The 18,554-nt window shown below is 62.2% G+C and carries 16 protein-coding genes and 1 tRNA gene; 12 read left to right on the forward strand and 5 right to left on the reverse strand.

The features are described from left to right. Window positions 1-44: 44 nt before the first annotated feature. From B0G77_RS12480 to B0G77_RS12490, 3 genes are all read right to left on the reverse strand, one after another. On the reverse strand, window positions 45-365 hold the full coding sequence (locus B0G77_RS12480; RefSeq protein WP_133662408.1) for an Mpo1-like protein: 321 nt from the start codon (window positions 363-365) through the stop codon (window positions 45-47). A gap of 197 nt (window positions 366-562) precedes the next feature. Further along, complete coding sequence (locus B0G77_RS12485; protein WP_133662409.1) at window positions 563-1,393, reverse strand: alpha/beta hydrolase; 831 nt, start codon at window positions 1,391-1,393, stop codon at window positions 563-565. Then, window positions 1,390-2,730 carry an O-acetylhomoserine aminocarboxypropyltransferase gene (locus B0G77_RS12490; protein WP_133662410.1) on the reverse strand — a complete coding sequence of 447 codons (1,341 nt, stop codon included), beginning with the start codon at window positions 2,728-2,730 and terminating at the stop codon, window positions 1,390-1,392. The genes B0G77_RS12485 and B0G77_RS12490 overlap by 4 nt, the downstream gene beginning before the upstream one ends. A gap of 215 nt (window positions 2,731-2,945) precedes the next feature. Between B0G77_RS12490 and B0G77_RS12495 the strand changes: the two genes are divergently transcribed. The 3 genes from B0G77_RS12495 (at window position 2,946) to aroC (ending at window position 6,741) form a co-directional block, all read left to right on the forward strand. Further along, window positions 2,946-3,401: a CBS domain-containing protein gene (locus B0G77_RS12495; RefSeq protein WP_133662411.1), complete on the forward strand. Its 456-nt coding sequence runs from the start codon at window positions 2,946-2,948 to the stop codon at window positions 3,399-3,401. A 196-nt stretch (window positions 3,402-3,597) separates the two neighbouring features. Then, window positions 3,598-5,535, forward strand: coding sequence for an MFS transporter (locus B0G77_RS12500; protein ID WP_133662412.1), 1,938 nt, complete (start codon window positions 3,598-3,600; stop codon window positions 5,533-5,535). Between the two features lie 105 nt (window positions 5,536-5,640). Further along, a complete protein-coding gene (aroC, locus tag B0G77_RS12505) occupies window positions 5,641-6,741 on the forward strand; it encodes a chorismate synthase (RefSeq protein ID WP_133662413.1) in 1,101 nt (366 codons plus the stop codon). Between the two features lie 173 nt (window positions 6,742-6,914). Here the strand turns inward: aroC and B0G77_RS12510 are convergent, their stop codons facing one another. Continuing rightward, window positions 6,915-8,588: an electron transfer flavoprotein-ubiquinone oxidoreductase gene (locus tag B0G77_RS12510; RefSeq protein ID WP_133662414.1), complete on the reverse strand. Its 1,674-nt coding sequence runs from the start codon at window positions 8,586-8,588 to the stop codon at window positions 6,915-6,917. A gap of 187 nt (window positions 8,589-8,775) precedes the next feature. On the opposite strand from B0G77_RS12510, the gene B0G77_RS12515 reads away from it, so the two are divergent. After that, window positions 8,776-9,555: an SDR family oxidoreductase gene (locus tag B0G77_RS12515; RefSeq protein WP_133662415.1), complete on the forward strand. Its 780-nt coding sequence runs from the start codon at window positions 8,776-8,778 to the stop codon at window positions 9,553-9,555. 89 nt (window positions 9,556-9,644) lie between these two features. After that, window positions 9,645-10,073, forward strand: coding sequence for a thioesterase family protein (locus B0G77_RS12520; protein ID WP_133662416.1), 429 nt, complete (start codon window positions 9,645-9,647; stop codon window positions 10,071-10,073). Between the two features lie 73 nt (window positions 10,074-10,146). Here B0G77_RS12520 and B0G77_RS12525 read toward each other — a convergent pair whose 3' ends face one another. Further along, a complete protein-coding gene (locus B0G77_RS12525) occupies window positions 10,147-10,692 on the reverse strand; it encodes a LuxR C-terminal-related transcriptional regulator (protein WP_133664122.1) in 546 nt (181 codons plus the stop codon). Window positions 10,693-10,939: 247 nt separating this feature from the next. Between B0G77_RS12525 and B0G77_RS12530 the strand changes: the two genes are divergently transcribed. The 7 genes from B0G77_RS12530 to thrS all read left to right on the forward strand — a co-directional run bounded on the left by B0G77_RS12530 (window position 10,940) and on the right by thrS (window position 18,553). Beyond that, window positions 10,940-11,644, forward strand: coding sequence for a CoA transferase subunit A (locus B0G77_RS12530; RefSeq protein WP_133662417.1), 705 nt, complete (start codon window positions 10,940-10,942; stop codon window positions 11,642-11,644). A gap of 2 nt (window positions 11,645-11,646) precedes the next feature. Further along, window positions 11,647-12,288, forward strand: a complete 642-nt coding sequence (locus B0G77_RS12535; protein ID WP_133662418.1) for a CoA transferase subunit B — start codon at window positions 11,647-11,649, stop codon at window positions 12,286-12,288. A 282-nt stretch (window positions 12,289-12,570) separates the two neighbouring features. After that, a complete protein-coding gene (locus B0G77_RS12540) occupies window positions 12,571-13,491 on the forward strand; it encodes an alpha/beta hydrolase (protein ID WP_133662419.1) in 921 nt (306 codons plus the stop codon). 84 nt (window positions 13,492-13,575) lie between these two features. Continuing rightward, window positions 13,576-13,929 carry a RidA family protein gene (locus tag B0G77_RS12545; protein WP_133662420.1) on the forward strand — a complete coding sequence of 118 codons (354 nt, stop codon included), beginning with the start codon at window positions 13,576-13,578 and terminating at the stop codon, window positions 13,927-13,929. Window positions 13,930-13,972: 43 nt separating this feature from the next. Next, entirely contained in the window at window positions 13,973-16,216 is a 2,244-nt protein-coding gene (locus tag B0G77_RS12550) for a bifunctional (p)ppGpp synthetase/guanosine-3',5'-bis(diphosphate) 3'-pyrophosphohydrolase (RefSeq protein ID WP_133662421.1), read from the forward strand. A 107-nt stretch (window positions 16,217-16,323) separates the two neighbouring features. Beyond that, window positions 16,324-16,400, forward strand: a tRNA-Val gene (locus B0G77_RS12555). Between the two features lie 245 nt (window positions 16,401-16,645). After that, entirely contained in the window at window positions 16,646-18,553 is a 1,908-nt protein-coding gene (gene thrS / locus B0G77_RS12565) for a threonine--tRNA ligase (RefSeq protein ID WP_133662422.1), read from the forward strand. Window position 18,554: the final 1 nt, after the last annotated feature.

Genomic DNA, 18,554 nt, shown 5'->3' on the forward strand with positions numbered 1-18,554 from the left:
CCAATTTCCCGGATCTGTCGCTAACGATCCACGCGTGCGCGCAGTTACAGAGAGATCTTCCCTACGCAGATGTCCTTGAACATGACCCAGTCGCCCATCAGGCTGTAGATCGGATGCCTGAAGGTAGCGGGACGATTCTTCTCGAAGAAGAAGTGCCCGACCCACGCAAATCCGTAACCGCAAACGACTGCCGCCGGCAGCCATAACCAGTCACCCGTGGCGAGCGCCATCGCGAGGAAGCCGATCACGCCTAGCGACCCGACAAAATGCAGCCGACGCGATACGCGGTTGCGATGCTCTTCCAGATAGAACGGATAGAACTCAGCGAAGCTCGCGAAGTGATCGCTGTGAGTGGTATGCGCCATCATGACCTCCGTTTCTGCCTTTTCAGCCAGCCGTTCCTGCATGCTTGACCTGCGCAGCGCCGGACTGCGCGAAGCCGTACTTCAACCAGGGGCGGGCTTGAATCATTGTGCTGCTATCGACCGGCCCGCGCAACCTGGCCATCCGGCCGATGGTGTGCGCTGCCGCATTTCGGTATCTTGAAGACTGCTGCAAGGGACTAAAGGGTTATCGATGGCTGCGAGGCAAAGGCAAAGAGCGCATCCAGGGTTGCGTCCGGCTGTTCAGCCATGAGCGCGTGGCCGGCGTCCAGTGCGACAGTGTCAACGGCCACACCTGCCTGCGCGAATGCCTTTTCGAGCGCTTTTGCGGCGCGCGGCGGAGTCATCGCGTCGCGACGGCCGACAATCAACCGCACCGGGCAGCGTACCTGGGCCGCGCGTTCTACGCCTTGCGCATACGCATTGCAGGCCATGAAGTCCGTGTGAAACAGGTTCGGTTCACCTGTTGCCGAAACGCGCTCCATCAGGCGCTGGTTCATGCCGTGCAGCCAGAAGCCGGGGCCTGGGCAGGATGGCTTCGCGGCAAGGGTCGAATGTGACCACTGGTTGACCATGCCGATCGCCTCTGGCTCGCGTTTGAGCGCCGCATCGAGCAGGGCGTCGGACACGGACATGGGTACGGCGGTCGCGACCAATGCGAGGTGGCTCGCGCGGGCCGGGTAGCGGGCGGCAAAATCGAGCGCCACGAGCGAGCCCATGCTGTGACCGGCGACGAACGCGCGCGCGACGCCCACGGCATCGAGCAACGCCGCCAGCCAGTCGGCCATGGCTGCGATATCGCGCAACGCCGGCCCGGCGCTGCGATGGTGACCGGGCAGGTCGACCGCCAGCACGCTGAAGCCGTGGTGCGCGAAATAACGCGTCTGCAGGGCCCACACACTGTGGTCGTGCTCGGCGCCGTGGATGAATACGGCGCCTGGCAGCGTCTGGTCGAACGGTTTGCCACCGGTATAGGCGTAGGCGGCAACGCCATGGACGTCGACGATCATGTGGACTCCTTGCGCGGGCCGTGGGCGTCAGGATGGCTCGCTGACGCGCCAGGGGTCTTTTGCGATGTCTTGAGCGCGCGCTTGAGATCGTCGATCAGGTCGTCGGGATCCTCGAGGCCGATCGAGAGCCGGATCGTGCCTTCCGTGATACCGGCGGCGGCGAGCGCTGCGGCGTCCATGCGGAAATGCGTGGTCGATGCGGGGTGGATGACCAGCGAGCGCGCGTCGCCGACGTTCGCCAGGTGCGAGAACAGCGACAACGTTTCGATGAAGCGCAGGCCGGCGGTCCGGTCGCCGCGCAGGTTGAAGCTGAACACAGCGCCTGCGCCGCGGGGCAGCAGGCGTTTGGCGAGTGCGTGATCGGGATGCGATGCCAGTTCGGGATACGCCACGGATTCCACCGCGGCATGGCTTGCGAGAAACTCGACCACCTTGCGCGTGTTTGCAACGTGGCGTTCCATGCGTAGCGGCAGCGTCTCGATACCCTGCAACAACTGCCATGCCGCCTGCGGATGGAGGCACGCGCCGAAGTCGCGCAGGCCTTCGCGGCGGGCGCGCAGAAGAAAGGGGGCAACTGTGCTTTCCTCGGCGAATACCATCCCGTGAAAACCCTCATAGGGCTCGGTAAATTCAGGGAAGCGGCCTGACGCCTCGAAGTCGAAAGTACCACCGTCGACGAGCACGCCGCCTATCGTCGTGCCGTGCCCACCGAGGAACTTGGTCGCCGAGTGGTACACCAGGTCGGCGCCGTGGTCGAACGGCTTGAGCAGCCAGGGCGTGGTGAAGGTCGAATCGATGAGGAGGGGCACACGGTGCCCGTGTGCGATCTGCGCGACGGCTTCGATATCGAGCACGTCGAGCCCCGGATTACCAAGGGTCTCACCGAACAGCAGCCGCGTATTGGGGCGCAGCGCGGCGCGCCAGGCGGCGAGGTCGCCGGGTTTGACGAAGGTCGTCTCGATGCCGAAGCGCCGCAGCGTGTAGTTCAGCAGATTGTGCGACCCGCCGTATAGCGCGCCCGACGCGACAATGTGCGCGCCGGCGCCCATCAGCGTGGCGATCGCAAGGTGCAGCGCGGCCTGGCCGCTGGCGGTGCCGATTGCGCCCGCGCCGTTTTCCAGCGCGGCGACGCGCTCCTCGAACACGGCGACGGTCGGGTTCGATATGCGCGAGTAGATGTGGCCGGCGCGCTCCATGTTGAACAGCGACGCCGCGTGATCGGTGTCCCGGAACGAGAACGAGGTGGTCTGGTAGATCGGCGTCGCGCGGGCGCCGGTCGTGGGGTCGGGAGCGGCGCCGGCATGCAGCGCAAGCGTATCGAAACGGTTGGCGGACATCGTGAGCGGCGGAGCCACAAAAGGGCCCGGCGAAGGGTGAAGGTGGAGGCCATCGTATCACCGGGGCGGGCCGTTTCGCGGCCCTTTTTCACCGCAGGAGCCCGTTGGGCCGGCTTTTGCGGCAGCGCTGGGGGTGCGGTGTCCGCTTTCCTTTTGCACACCTTTCCGCTAGGATCGAAAGTCAACAGGCTCTACCAGCATCACAGGAGACAATCATGCGAGTCAGCGACATCCTCAAGGTCAAGGGCAACACCCTTTTCACCGTCACCCCCGATACGACGGTGCACGAGGCCGTCAACACGATGGCCGATCACGACATCGGTTCGCTCGTCGTGATGGAATACGGCGATCTGGTCGGCATGCTGACATTTCGCGAGATTCTTCTGACGCTCAGCCGTAACGGCGGCAGTGTCGGTACATCGACAATCCGCAAGGTCATGGACGACCATCCGCTCACCTGCACACCCGAGACGGATGTGAACGAGGTGCGCCGCATGATGCTCGAGCACCACGTTCGCTATCTGCCGGTGATGGATAGCCGCACGCTGATGGGCGTGATTTCGTTCTACGACGTCGCGAAGGCGGTGGTGGAAGAGCAGGGTTTCGAAAACCGCATGCTCAAGGCCTATATCCGTGACTGGCCGGAGCAGGAGCAGGAACAGGCGCGCTAATCGGGCTGCCAGGGGCTGTCTGGATCCGTCAGCAGGCCGGCGCGGGTTCCCGCGTTCGCCTTGGGGCTGCCACGCATGTGGTGTATGAAGAGAAGGCGCGCGCGAAAGCGTGCGCTTTTTTTATGTCCGTCTGCGGCGCAAAGTGCCGCATAACACCTGTCGCACCGTCATCCAATTCCTGGAGTTCCCAGCCTTCATGAGCGATCGACCGTTACCCGCCACCCGCCGCGCTGGCCGCTCCGGCACGCCGCACGAGTCGCAGTTTCGCCTGCTGCGCGAGCGCCGCTTCGCGCCGTTCTTCTGGACGCAGTTTCTGGGCGCAATGAATGACAACGTGTTCAAGATCGGCTTCACGTCGCTGGTGACGTACCAGGCAGCGCGCTTTTCCGGTGTCGATGCGAAGACGGCAGCGTTCCTGATCTCGGCTGTCTTTATCCTGCCGTTCGTGCTGTTTTCGGCAACTTCCGGGCAGTTCGCCGACAAGTACGACAAGGCGATGCTGACGCGCTTCGTGAAGACCTTCGAAGTCGGCGTGATGCTGGTCGGTGGCACAGGCTTTCTGCTGCATAGCGCGCCGCTGCTCTATCTGTGCACTTTTCTGATGGGCGTGCATTCGACGCTCTTCGGTCCTGTCAAATATGCGTATCTGCCGCAGCATCTGTCGAAAGAGGAACTGGTTGGCGGCAACGGCATGGTCGAGATGGGCACGTTCGTCGCGATCCTCCTGGGGACGATTCTGGGCGGTGCAGCGGCTGGTTTCGTCGAGCATGGGGCGATCGTGCTGGCGGCCTGCTGCGTGGCGATCGCTCTCATCGGGCGGGGCGTGTCAGGGTTTGTGCCCCCTTCTGCCGCGCCGCAGCCTGATCTGGCCATCAACTGGAATCCCGTTAGCGAGACGTGGCGCAATCTGAAGCTCGCCCGCGAGAATCGCACGGTGTTTCTGAGTCTGCTCGGGATTTCGTGGCTGTGGTTCGTCGGCGCGACGTTTCTATCGTCGTTCTTCAGCTTTGCGAAGAACGTGCTGTCGGCTGATCCGGATGTCGTGACTGTGTTGCTTGGCACCTTCTCGATCGGTATCGGTATCGGCTCACTGCTCTGCGAACGGCTGTCGAAGCGTCGCATCGAAATCGGGCTGGTGCCGCTCGGCTCGATCGGCATGAGCCTGTTCGCGATCGATCTCTACTTCGCAAGCCATAGGCTGCCACCGGCCGTACATCTGCTGACGGTCGGGGAGTTCATCGCGATTCCCTCGCACTGGCGTGTTCTCGCCGATCTGTTTCTGCTCGCGATGTTCGGCGGCTTCTACAGCGTGCCGCTCTATGCATTGATCCAGAGCCGCAGTCAGCCGAGCCATCGGGCCCGAATCATCGCGGCGAACAATATTCTGAATTCGCTGTTCATGATCGTGTCTGCACTGATGGCGGTGGGTTTGACCGCAGCGGGCGTCAGCATTCCAGGCATTTTCCTCGTGACGGCGTTGCTCAATATCGTCGTCGCGACCTACATCTATTCGCTTGTGCCCGAGTTCCTGCTGCGTTTCATTGCGTGGCTGCTGGTGCATACGTTCTACCGGATCCGTCTTGTGCACGCGGAACGTATCCCGCAGGAGGGAGCGGCCGTCCTCGTGTGCAATCACGTGAGCTATGTGGATGCAGCCGTCATCATGGCTGAGAGTCCGCGGCCGATCCGCTTCGTGATGGACTACCGTATCTTCCGGTCGCCGTTTGCCGGATGGTTGTTCCGTCAGGCGAAGGCGATTCCGATCGCGCCAGCCCACGAGAATGCCGACATGCTCGCGCGCGCCTACGATACGTGCGCACAGGCGCTGGCCGAGGGTGAACTCGTGTGCATCTTTCCCGAGGGCAAGCTGACGACGACCGGCGAGTTGAACCCGTTTCGCCACGGCGTGACGGAGATCATCCGCCGTACGCCGGCGCCGGTTTTGCCGATGGCGCTATGTGGTTTGTGGGGCAGCGTGTTTTCGCGGCACGAAGACGTCTACCTGCCGCGACCGCTGCAAAAGGGCATGATGAGCCGGCTGACGCTGGCTGTCGGCGAGCCGCTCGATCCGGCGACGGTGACGCCGGAGGGTCTGCAGCGGATCGTCACGGAACTGCGTGGTGCGCGCAAATAGCGGCGAGGCGCGCTGAGGCGGCTTGTGGCGCCGCGTCCGAAGGGCGCGCAGCGGTGGTTGGGCTGGCATAATAGCGGCTTCCCCGCATTTCTTTGGACGACGCTCATGTCCGGCAATACCCTCGGCACGCTTTTCACAGTCACGACATTTGGCGAGTCGCACGGCCCCGCTATCGGCTGCGTGATCGACGGCTGCCCACCGGGCATGGAACTTGGCATCGATGACATCCAGTTTGAACTCGACCGCCGCAAGCCCGGCACGTCGCGTCACGTCACGCAGCGTCAGGAAGAAGACAAGGTCGAAATCCTGTCGGGCGTGTTCGAAGGCAAGACCACTGGCGCGCCGATCGCGCTTCTGATCCGCAATACTGACCAGCGCAGCAAGGACTACGGCAACATCGCCGATACGTTCCGCCCGGGCCACGCCGACTACACGTACTGGCAGAAGTACGGCATTCGCGATTATCGGGGCGGTGGCCGTTCATCGGCGCGTCTGACTGCGCCGGCCGTCGCGGCGGGGGCGGTGGCGAAGAAGTGGTTGCGCGAACGCTTCGGCACGGAAGTCCGTGGTTACATGAGCGCCCTGGGCGAGATCGAGGTGCCGTTCGTCGACTGGTCGCATGTGCGCGAGAACCCGTTCTTTGCGCCGAACATGGATATCGTGCCGAAGCTCGAGGCGTACATGGACGCGCTGCGCAAGGAGGGCGACTCGATCGGCGCGCGTATCAACGTGGTGGCGTCGGGCGTGCCGGTCGGACTCGGCGAGCCGCTTTTCGACCGTCTCGACGCCGACATCGCGCACGCGATGATGGGCATCAACGCGGTGAAAGGCGTTGAAATCGGCGCGGGCTTCGCGAGCGTCGCGCAACGCGGCTCGGTGCATGGCGACGAACTGACGCCGGAAGGCTTCGTTGGCAATCACGCGGGCGGTGTGCTGGGCGGCATTTCGACGGGGCAGGATGTGACTGTATCGATCGCAATCAAGCCAACGTCGAGCATCCGCACGCCGCGCCGCTCGATCGACAAGGCCGGTCAGCCGGCAATCGTCGAAACTTTTGGCCGCCATGATCCATGCGTGGGAATTCGTGCGACGCCGATCGCGGAAGCGATGCTCGCGCTAGTCTTGATGGACCACGCGCTGCGTCACCGCGCGCAATGCGGCGATGTGCAGGTAAGCACGCCGAAGATTGCGGCGAGCGCGCCGTAACAGCGGCTTGAACAGGCGGGCGCGGTGCTGTGCCCCGCCCCGTTCAGTGCGACGCGCACTGTTCCGGGCGCGTCTACGTTGGCGTTCCGGGGGCGACTGAAAGTCGCGCCGAATGCAAAAAGCGCCGCATGTATCGGCGCTTTTTGCGTGGAGCGAGCGGAAAGCCTGTGCGATCACATATTCGGATAGTTGGGCCCACCACCGCCTTCCGGCGTGACCCACACGATATTCTGCGTCGGGTCCTTGATGTCACAGGTCTTGCAGTGCACGCAGTTCTGCGCGTTGATCACGAGGCGTTCGCTGCTGTCCTCGTTCTTCACGAACTCGTACACGGCTGCCGGGCAGTAGCGGCTTTCCGGTCCTGCGTACGTCTGCAGGTTCACGTTCACCGGCACTGAGGCGTCTTTCAGCGTCAGGTGCGCCGGCTGGTTCTCTTCATGATTCGTGTTCGAGATGAACACCGACGACAGCCGGTCGAACGTCAGCTTGCCGTCCGGCTTCGGATAGTCGATCGGCTTGCACTGCGAAGCGGGCCTGAGCATCTCGTGATCCCAGTGCTGGTGATGCAGCGTCCACGGCACGTTGCCGCCCAGCAGCTTCTGCTCCAGTCCGACCATCACGGTGCCTAGATACAGGCCCTTGCTCATCCACTGCTTGAAGTTGCGCGCGCGGTACAGCTCGGTGTGCAGCCACGACTGTTTGAACGCTTGCGGATAGGCGGCCAGTTCGTCCGCCTGACGGCCGGCCTGGACCGCGTCGAAGGCCGCATCGGCGGCCAGCATGCCGGTTTTGATCGCGGCGTGACTGCCCTTGATGCGCGAGGCGTTCAGGAACCCCGCATCGTCACCCACGAGCGCCCCGCCCGGGAACACGAGCTTGGGCAGCGACATCAGGCCGCCGGCGGTAATGGCCCGCGCCCCGTACGACACCCGCTTGCCGCCTTCGAGGAACGTGCGGATCGACGGATGCGTCTTGTAGCGCTGGAATTCCTCGAACGGCGACAGGTACGGATTGGAATACCCGAGCCCGACGACAAAGCCCACCATCACCTGGTTGTTGTCGATGTGATAGAGGAACGAGCCGCCGTAGGTGTCGCTTTCCAGCGGCCAGCCGGCGGTGTGGATCACCAGCCCCGGCCTGTGCTTCGCCGGATCGATTTCCCACAGCTCCTTGATGCCGATGCCGTAGACCTGCGGATCGACACCGTCGCGCAGTTTGAATCTGTCATGCAGCTGGCGGCCCAGATGGCCGCGCGCGCCTTCGCAGAACAGCGTGTATCTGGCGTGCAGCTCCATGCCGAGCTGGAAGTTTTCGGTCGGCTCGCCGTCCTTGCCGATGCCCAGATTGCCGGTCGCCACGCCTTTGACCGAGCCGTCATCGTTGTACAGCACTTCGGCGGCGGGAAAACCCGGAAAGATCTCGACGCCGAGCGCCTCGGCCTGCTGGCCCAGCCAGCGCGTGACGTTCGCGAGGCTGATGACGTAGTTACCTTCATTCCTGAAGTTATCCGGCAGCAGCCAGTGCGGCACGCTCTTCGCGCCGGTCTCCGACAGGAACAGGAAGCGGTCTTCGGTCACCGGCACATCGAGCGGCGCGCCTTTTTCCTTCCAGTCCGGGATCAGTTCGTTGAGTGCGCGCGGGTCCATCACCGCGCCGGAGAGGATGTGCGCGCCGATCTCCGAGCCTTTTTCCAGTACGCAGACGCCGAACTCGACGCCTTTCTCCTGCGCGCGCTGCTTCAGACGGATCGCCGCGGACAGGCCAGCCGGGCCGCCGCCGACGATCACGACGTCGTATTCCATCGACTCGCGCGGGCCGTATTGCTCAATGAGACTTGCGGGGGTCATTGATGCTCCTCTTACCGTTAGAATGCTTTTTTCGGGATCGTATTGTCCGGGAAGCACCCAGACGCCGCAACCCGAGCTGCACATATTAGCACGACCGTTCTATTTATATGATACGGTGTAACCCTTCATCGCGGCCTTTGGCGCAGCTAGCCGTCGCGACCACTGAAAACTGAACAAAGGAACGACAATGGGCCGGTCGATCAATCTGGAAGGCAAGGTTGCGCTGATCACAGGCGCATCGAGCGGGCTGGGCAAACGTTTCGCCCAGGTGCTGTCGCAGGCGGGCGCGAAAGTCGTGCTGGCGAGCCGACGTACCGAGCGCCTGAAAGAGCTGCGCGCCGAAATCGAGGCCTCCGGAGGCGCTGCGCACGTCGTGTCGCTCGATGTGACCGATTATCAGAGTATCAAGTCGGCCGTGGCGCACGCGGAGACGGAAGCCGGCACGATCGATATTCTTGTGAACAATTCTGGCGTATCGACGACGCAGAAACTTTCTGAGGTTACGCCCGCCGACTTCGAATATGTGTTCGACACCAATACCCGCGGGGCATTTTTCGTCGCGCAGGAAGTGGCTAAACGCATGATGATGCGCGGCAACGGCGGCGGCCAGAAGCCGGCCTACCGGATCATCAATATCGCGTCAGTGGCGGGCCTGCGCGTGCTGCCGCAGATCGGCCTGTATTCGATGAGCAAGGCGGCAGTCGTCCACATGACGAAAGCGATGGCGCTGGAGTGGGGGCGCCACGGCATCAACGTGAACGCGATCTGTCCGGGTTACATCGATACCGAGATCAACCATCATCACTGGTCGACGGAGCAGGGGCAGAAGCTCGTGTCGATGCTGCCGCGCCATCGCGTCGGCCAACCGGAGGACCTGGACGGCCTGCTGTTGCTGCTCGCCGCCGACGAATCCCAGTTCATCAACGGTGCGGTCATTGCCGCCGACGACGGCTTCGGCCTCGCCTGAGCGGCGCCGTGTCCTGACGCCTTACCTGTGCGCCGGCCGCTGTTCGCGGCCCGGCGCGCGATCCTGTTTCAACCCGCAGAAGAAGTACGATGAGCGAATACCACGCAGTTTTTGAGATGTCCATGCCGATCCGTTGGGGCGACATGGACGCGTTTGGCCACGTCAACAACACGGTTTATTTCCGCTACATGGAGCAGGTGCGGATTTCCTGGTTCGAGAAGCTCGGCATTGCGGGCGGCAATGGCGAAGGGCAGGGGCCGGTGATCGTCAACGCGTCGATGGAGTTTCTGAGGCAGCTGCATTATCCAGGCGACGTGATTGGCCGGATGACGGTCGGCACACCCGGCCGCAGCAGTTTCGATACGGGTTTCGAACTCACCCGCGCCGACGATCCCAATACCGTCTACGCGCGCGGCGCGGCGCGCTGCGTGTGGATCGACTATGCCGCCGGCAAATCGGTGCCGATTCCCGACCTGCTGCGCGCAACGATCGAGAACGCCACACTGGCGAAGGCCTGAGCATCGGGCTCGCCGCGCTGTGGGCGCCTGTCGTGACCTGTCCCGCGGCGCGGCCCGTCAACTTCCTGTCGTTTCAATGGCCGAGCAGTCTCTGCAGCAGTTCGGTCGCATTCCCCGTATCGTATTTACGCATCAACCGCGCGCGGTAGACGTCGACCGTGCGCGAACTGATGTCGAGCGCCCGGCCAATCTGCTTGCTGGTCTTGCCTGTCACCAGCTGCGCTGCGATCTCGCGCTCGCGCGGGGTCAGTTCGATGGCGACCCGTCGCGTCGCGCTCAAATCTTCGAAAGTCCAGACGCCCGCCGCATGCGGGTCGGCGCGATCCAGCGAGCGTCCAGTCACGTGACACCAGAACAGCTCACCGTTTGCGCGCTTCATGATGCGGTCGTCCGCGTAGCTGCCCTGCGCGGTCATGATTGGTGGAATGCGGGTGCCGATCCGCTCGAACTCGTCCGGCGACGGATACAGCACCTGAAACGACTGTCCGAGCAGTGATTCGCGCGGACAGCCGAAAATCGACGCGAGCTGATCGTTGCAGTCTTCAATGGTCCGTTCGCGGGAAAGTACCAGGCCGATCGGCGCAAGGTGAAAAGCGGTTTGGTAATCCAGGGCAGGCATGGGTTGCAGTGGCAGGCGGTGGCTTGTTGTTGCGCGCGGCGGCAAATACTTATGTATTTTTGCGTATTGTGCAGCATGGGCGCAGCATCGTACCCTTTCGAACAAATCAAAGGTGGCGAAAATACAGGTGAAGGCAACGTGCAGCGGCATTGCCGCTCGCGTATGACTAGAATGACGCATCGGGTCGCGCCCGATGTGCATCGCACCGATCCGGTTTCGGGTTTCCAATCGAGGAAGGGACAAACTGATGAACAAGGTCTATCCAGGCGCGGCAGACGCGCTCAAGGACATCGTCAAGGACGGGCAGACATTCGCCGTCGGCGGCTTTGGCCTGTGTGGCATTCCTGAGGCGCTGATCGCAGCGCTGCGCGATTCGGGCGTGAGAAACATCACGTGTATCAGCAACAACGCGGGCGTCGACGGTTTCGGCCTGGGTCTGCTGCTGGAAACGCGGCAGATCAAGAAGATGATTTCTTCGTACGTGGGCGAAAACAAGGAGTTCGAACGCCAGTACCTGGCCGGCGAACTCGAACTGGAATTCACGCCGCAGGGCACGCTCGCCGAGAAGCTGCGCGCAGGTGGCTCGGGCATTCCAGCGTTTTTCACGAACACGGGCTACGGCACGTTGATCGCCGAAGGCAAGGAAACCCGCCAGTTTGGCGACAGGCACTACGTGCTCGAGCCTTCACTGACGGCTGACGTCGCGCTCGTCAAGGCGTGGAAGGCCGACAAGTCGGGCAACCTGATCTACCGCCGCACCGCGCGCAACTTCAACCCGATGTGCGCGATGGCCGGCAAGATCACCGTCGCGGAAGTCGAGGAAATCGTTGAGACAGGCGAACTCGATCCGGACGCGATCCACACACCGGGCATCTTCGTGCAGCGCATCGTGCTCAATGCCCATCCGGAAAAACGCATCGAACAACGCATTGTCCGCGCGAAAGGAGAATGATCATGGCATGGAATCGTGACCAAATGGCCGCGCGCGCGGCGCTGGAACTGCAGGACGGCTTTTACGTGAATCTCGGCATTGGCCTGCCGACACTGGTGGCGAACCATGTCCCGCCGGGCGTCGAAGTATGGCTGCAGTCGGAAAATGGTCTGCTCGGCATCGGCCCGTCGCCGACCGAAGAGGAAGTCGACGCCGACCTGATCAACGCCGGCAAGCAAACGGTGACGACGCTGCCGGGTTCGTCGATCTTCTCGTCGGCGGACTCGTTCGCGATGATTCGCGGCGGCCATATCAATCTGGCGATCCTCGGCGCGATGCAGATCAGCAAGAAGGGCGATCTGGCCAACTGGATGATCCCGGGCAAGATGATCAAGGGGATGGGCGGCGCGATGGACCTCGTCGCGGGCGTCAAGCGTGTGGTCGTGCTGATGGAGCACGTCGCGAAGGGCGACCAGCACAAGATTCTCGAAGAGTGCACGCTGCCGCTGACAGGCGTCGGCGTAGTCAACCGGATCATCACTGATCTCGGCGTGATCGACGTGACGGATGGCGGGCTGAAGCTCGTCGAACTGGCGGATGGTGTCACCGTCGATGAAATCAAGGCGAAGACGGGCGCGCCGCTTGACGTGAGCGCCGTGGGCTGACGATCGCTGGCTGAAGGAAAAGTGATGATGTCGGTGCGATCAGGCGCCGATGCAAAAAACGGGCGAAGCGTAAGTTTCGCCCGTTTTGTTTTGGCCGCCCTCTTTGAAGTCCTTTTCGAGGTGCCTTTGGCAGAGGGAGTCCGGGCTCGTCGTGCTGGCCATTCGGACGAGTCCGGCCTGAACGGCAAAGCGGTTTAAAATCGTTTGCATATCGAGTGCGTTCCATTGGCACGTCGCTTCCGTTGCCGAACAACGTCTCTGCTCAAGCAAAGGAAATCTCCGATGACTGCTACGCCCGTTGCTGCTCCTGATCCCGCCAGTATGTCGTCGCCCCGTCAATATGACGTGCAATGCATAAGTCCGGGCGGACTGCATCGCGTCGCTTATACCGAGTGGGGTGATCCGGAGAATCCGCGTGTGCTGCTGTGTGTGCATGGATTGACGCGTTCAGGGCGCGACTTCGACCGGCTGGCCGTGGCGCTCGCGTCTACGTATCGCGTCGTCTGTCCGGATGTGGTCGGGCGGGGGGTGTCTTCATGGCTCGCCGACCCCAACTACTACGGCGTACCGCAGTACGTGGCCGACATGGTGACGTTGATCGCACGGCTCGGCGTCCAGTCGGTCGACTGGTTCGGCACGTCGATGGGTGGCCTCATCGGGATGGCGCTGGCGGGCCTGCCAGACTCGCCGATCCGCAAGATGCTGCTCAACGACGTCGGTCCGCATCTCGAACCCGAAGCGGTGGCGCGTATCGGTGACTACCTGGGCAAGCCGGCGAGCTTCGAGACGTTGCAGCAGGGCATCGACTACGCTGCGCTGCTCGCAAATACCTTCGGTCCGTTGACGCCTGAAGAATGGCGCGAGATCAATACGCCGCTGCTTCATCAGCGGGACGGCGCCTGGCAGTTGCGCTACGACCCGCGGATCGCGCAGCCGTTCACCGCGACAACACCGGAGCTCAGCGCGCTAGGTGAGGCTGCGTTGTGGCGTTCGCTGGCTGCAACCGAGGGCCCGGTGCTCGTGGTGCGCGGCGAGCGATCGGACCTGCTGTCGCGTGAAACGGTTGCTCAAATGGTCGGGAACGGGCGGGCTGTATCGAGCGTGGAAATCCCGGGCGTCGGGCACGCACCCGCTTTTCTCTCGAACGACCAGATCGACATCGCGCGACGCTTCTTCGTTGGCGAGAACGCCGACGCGTCATAATACGAGGTTCCGCGGCGCGCCCTGCGAGGCGCGCTGCGGGACGTTTCAACGACACACGTTTAACTTTCAATCACAGGACTCTTCATGGCAGTCATTCGTCACCACGTCGGCGCGCGCCTTTCGGAAATCGCCGTGAACAACGGCACCGTCTACCTTGCGGGCCAGATCGCCGAAGATACCAACCAGGACATCGCGGGCCAGACGCGTGAAGTGCTCGGCCACATCGACCGCCTGCTTGCCGAAGTGAGCAGCGACAAGTCGCACCTGCTGTCCGTGCAGATCTACATCTCCGACATGGTGCATTTCGCCGGCATGAACGCGGTGTGGGACACGTGGGTCGCACCGGGCGCAACGCCCCCGCGCGCCACCGTCGAAGCGAAGCTGGCAAACCCGGATTGCCTCGTCGAAGTCGTCGTCGTGGCAGCGCAACGTAGCTGATCGATTGCAACACTGCTTTCCGCCTCACAAGGCGAGCCGCACCATGAACACCGAAACCGTCACGACCGCTCCTCAACCCGCACCGTCTATTGACGATGCGATGGCGTTGGTGCGTGAGTATGCAGGAGAGGTGCGGCTCTCATCGGGCGAACTACTTGCCAATCATGCCGCGGGTACTGCGGCGATCATGGGCACACTCAACGTCGATCCGCCGGCTGTCCTGGCGGCGGCGCTCTTTGCGTTGACGCCGCATTTGAAGGACCCTGAACGCATCCTCGCCGACCGGTTCGGCGAAGAAGTCGCGCAACTGGTTGGCGACGTGCGCAAGCTGTTGCGTCTCGGCACCGTCAGCCTGCGCGCGGCGCAGAATGCGATCCCCGAGGCAGGGCGTGACGCACAGGCGGCGCGCCGTGCGCAGGTGGAGGCGCTGCGCAAGATGTTGCTCGCGTTTGCGCAGGACATCCGTGTCGTGCTGATCCGTCTCGCATCGCGGCTGCAGTCGCTGCGTTACTACGCAGCGGCGAGAATCACGCCGTCGCCGGATGTGGCACGCGAGACACTCGATATCTACGCGCCGCTCGCGAACCGGCTCGGCATCTGGCAACTGAAATGGGAGCTCGAAGATCTCGCGTTCCGTTTCGAAGAACCTGAAACCTACAAGCGCATCGCGAAGCTCCTCGACGAGAAGCGGGTCGAGCGCGAGACATACGTGTCCGAGGCGATCACCCGGCTGCAACATGAGCTTGCGGGCGCGCACATCCGCGCGGAAGTCAGCGGCAGGCCAAAGCACATCTATAGCATCTGGCGCAAGATGCGCGGCAAGGAACTGGATTTCGCCGAACTCTACGACGTGCGCGCGTTCCGCGTGATCGTGCCGGACATAAAGGACTGCTACACGGTGCTCGGCATCGTGCACAACCTGTGGCAACCGGTGCCGAAGGAATTCGACGATTACATTTCGCGACCCAAGCCGAATGGCTACAAATCGCTGCACACGGTTGTGATCGGCGACGATGGCCGGGCTTTCGAAGTCCAGATCCGCACCCAGGAGATGCATCAATTCGCGGAATACGGCGTCGCGGCGCACTGGCGCTACAAGGAAGCAGGCGCGCGCGGCTACGGCGGCCAGTTCAGCGCTAGCGAGAAATACGACGAGAAGATTGCGTGGCTGCGTCAGCTGCTCGCCTGGAAGGACGATGTATCCGAAGGCGAGCATGGCGAAAAGCGTGCCGCGCAGCCGTGGGAGCAACTGCGCCAGGCAACACTCGACGACGATCATATCTACGTGCTGACGCCCCAGGCGCGCGTGATCCCGTTACCGCAAGGCGCAACGGCTATCGATTTTGCGTATCACCTGCATAGCGAGTTGGGGCACCGTTGCCGCGGTGCGCGCGTCGATGGCGCGATGGTGCCGCTCAACACGCCGCTGAAGAACGGGCAGACGGTCGAGATCGTCGCAGTGAAAGAGGGCGGTCCGTCGCGCGACTGGCTCAATCCGCAACTCGGCTATCTGCAAAGCCCGCGTGCGCGTCAGAAGGTGCGCGCCTGGTTCAACGCTGTGGAGTTGCAGGAGCACATCGCGACGGGCCGCGCGATGGTCGAAAAGACCTTGCAACGCGAAGGTAAGACTTCGGTCAATCTAGATCAGCTCGCTGCAAAGCTCGGCTTCAAGACCACCGACGATCTGTTCTCGGTCGTCGGCAAGGAAGAGTTCAGCCTGCGTCTGATTGAGCAAGCGTTGAACGATGCGCCGCCGCCGGAACCGGTCGTCGAGGCGCCTGAGCAATTCGAAAAACGCAGTAGTGGCGCGAGCGTAGCGCACGGGGCGTCGACTGGCGTGCTGGTTGTCGGCGTCGATGCGCTGCTTACGCAACTCGCACGTTGCTGCCGTCCCGCGCCGCCCGACGATATCAGCGGATTCGTGACGCGCGGCAAAGGCATGTCGATTCATCGCAGCGATTGTCCAACCTTCCTTCGTATGGCCGAGCGCGCGCCGGAGCGCGTTCTCGAGACAGCATGGTCGGCCGATGTGATGAGCGGCCACGGACACTCGGTATATCCCGTCGACCTGACGATTGAGGCGACGGATCGGCAGGGGCTGTTGCGCGACATCTCCGAAGTTTTTGCGCGCGAGAAGATGAATGTGGTCGGCGTGAAGACGCAGACGCGTCGTAATGCGGCGTTCATGCAGTTTACGGTCGAGGTGTCGAGTGCGGCGCAGATTCAGCGCGCGTGCACGTTGCTCGGCGAAGTAATGGGCGTCGCGCGTGCATCGCGCAAGACATAAGGACGCGATCTCCGGCACGTCGAGGTGTGTGGCGGTCAGGATTTTTAATGTCGGCGCATAAAAATACTTGCCAAGTTTCGAGGCGCTCCATATAATCTCGTTTCTTCAGGCTCGTAGCTCAGCTGGTTAGAGCACCACCTTGACATGGTGGGGGTCGTTGGTTCGAGTCCAATCGAGCCTACCAACGAAATTGAAATTCCGGTTTTCCGGGGTTTCGCGAACGTAGTATGCGCCTCGGCGCACACAGGGCGAATACGGTTATGACACCGCGAACGTTGACCGAAACCACTTCGGATCGGCGCTAGTCGAGGACCAATTTCGCCCTTGTAGTTTGCTAAAAATGTGAATGCGGCCCCTCGAAAGCGGGGCCGCATTTTTTTTATCTCGATACTGGACGTGCCGCCGCCGGTTGGCACCACGGAGAGTGCAATGGTTTCGATTCGTCTGCCCGATGGTTCTGTTCGACAGTACGATCATCCGGTGACCGTCGCCGAAGTGGCGGCCTCGATTGGTGCGGGTCTCGCGAAAGCAGCCCTCGGCGGCAAGGTCGACGGCGAACTGGTCGATACGTCTACGGTGATCGATCGCGACGCATCGCTTGCGATCGTCACCGACAAGGACGCTGTTGGTCTCGACATCATTCGCCACTCGACGGCCCACCTGCTGGCGTACGCGGTGAAAGACCTCTACCCGGAAGCACAGGTTACGATCGGACCGGTTATCGATAACGGCTTCTACTACGACTTCGCTTACAGCCGTCCTTTCACGCCCGAAGATCTCGAGAAGATCGAAAAGCGCATGCAGGAGCTCGCGAAGAAAGATGAGCCGGTGTCGCGTCGCGTGGTGTCGCGCGACGAAGCCGTCGAATACTTCAAGAGCATCGGTGAGAAGTACAAGGCCGAGATCATCGAATCGATCCCCGCTAGCGATGAAATCAAGCTGTACTCGCACGGCGGTTTTACGGATCTTTGCCGTGGTCCGCACGTGCCGTCGACGGGGAAGCTGAAGGTTTTCAAGCTCATGAAGGTCGCGGGCGCGTACTGGCGCGGCGATTCGAAGAACGAGCAGCTGCAGCGTATCTACGGTACGGCCTGGACGAAGAAGGAAGACCAGGAGGCGTATCTGCGCATGCTCGAGGAAGCGGAAAAGCGCGATCACCGCAAGCTTGGCAAGCAGCTCGACATGTTTCACATGCAGGACGAGTCGCCGGGCATGGTGTTCTGGCACCCGCGTGGCTGGACGTTGTGGCAGCAGGTCGAGCAATACATGCGTCGCCGAGTGAATGACGCCGGCTATCTCGAAATCAAGACGCCGATGATCATGGATCGCTCGCTGTGGGAAGCGTCCGGTCACTGGCAGAACTATCGTGAAAACATGTTCACGACGGAATCGGAAAAGCGCGACTACGCGATCAAGCCGATGAATTGCCCGGGTCACGTGCAGGTGTTCAATCACGGCCTTCGTTCGTATCGCGACCTGCCGCTGCGGTACGCGGAGTTCGGTTCGTGCCACCGCAATGAGGCATCGGGCGCGTTGCATGGCCTGATGCGCGTGCGCGGCTTCGTGCAGGACGACGCGCACATTTTCTGTACCGAAGACCAGTTCATTAGCGAGTCGATTGCGTTCAATACGCTGGCGATGAGCGTGTACAAGGACTTCGGTTTTGAGAACGTTGACATCAAGCTGTCGCTGCGCCCTGACGCGCGCGCCGGCACCGACGAAACATGGGATCGCGCGGAGCAGGGTCTGCGCGAAGCCCTGACGGCGTGCGGCGTGACGTGGGACGAACTGCCAGGCGAGGGCGCTTTCTATGGCCCGAAGGTCGAATATCACATCAAGGACGCCCTCGGTCGCTCGTGGCAATGCGGTACGCTGCAACTCGACATGGTGCTACCGGAGCGGCTCGGCGCCGAATACGTGGCGGAAGACAACAGCCGTCGCCGGCCGATCATGCTGCACCGGGCAATCGTCGGATCAATGGAACGTTTCCTCGGGATTCTCATCGAGCACCATGCTGGTGCAATGCCGTCGTGGCTCGCTCCGATGCAGGTTGTGGTGATGAATATCGCCGAGAGTCAGGCCGACTATGCACAATCTCTCTCCCAATCGTTGCAAAAACAAGGGGTTAGAGTGGAGGCTGATTTGCGCAACGAGAAAATTAGCTATAAAATACGGGAGCACACGCTGGAAAAGGTCCCGTATCTGCTGGTTGTCGGCGACAAGGAGCGTGATGCGCAAACGGTAGCCGTGCGTGCCCGTGGTGGTGTCGATCTAGGTGTAATGCCAGTCGATGCCTTCATTGAGCGTCTGCATCAGGACGTGCAGTCGTTCAAGTAAG

This window comes from Paraburkholderia sp. BL10I2N1, from assembly GCF_004361815.1.
GTDB lineage: Bacteria > Pseudomonadota > Gammaproteobacteria > Burkholderiales > Burkholderiaceae > Paraburkholderia.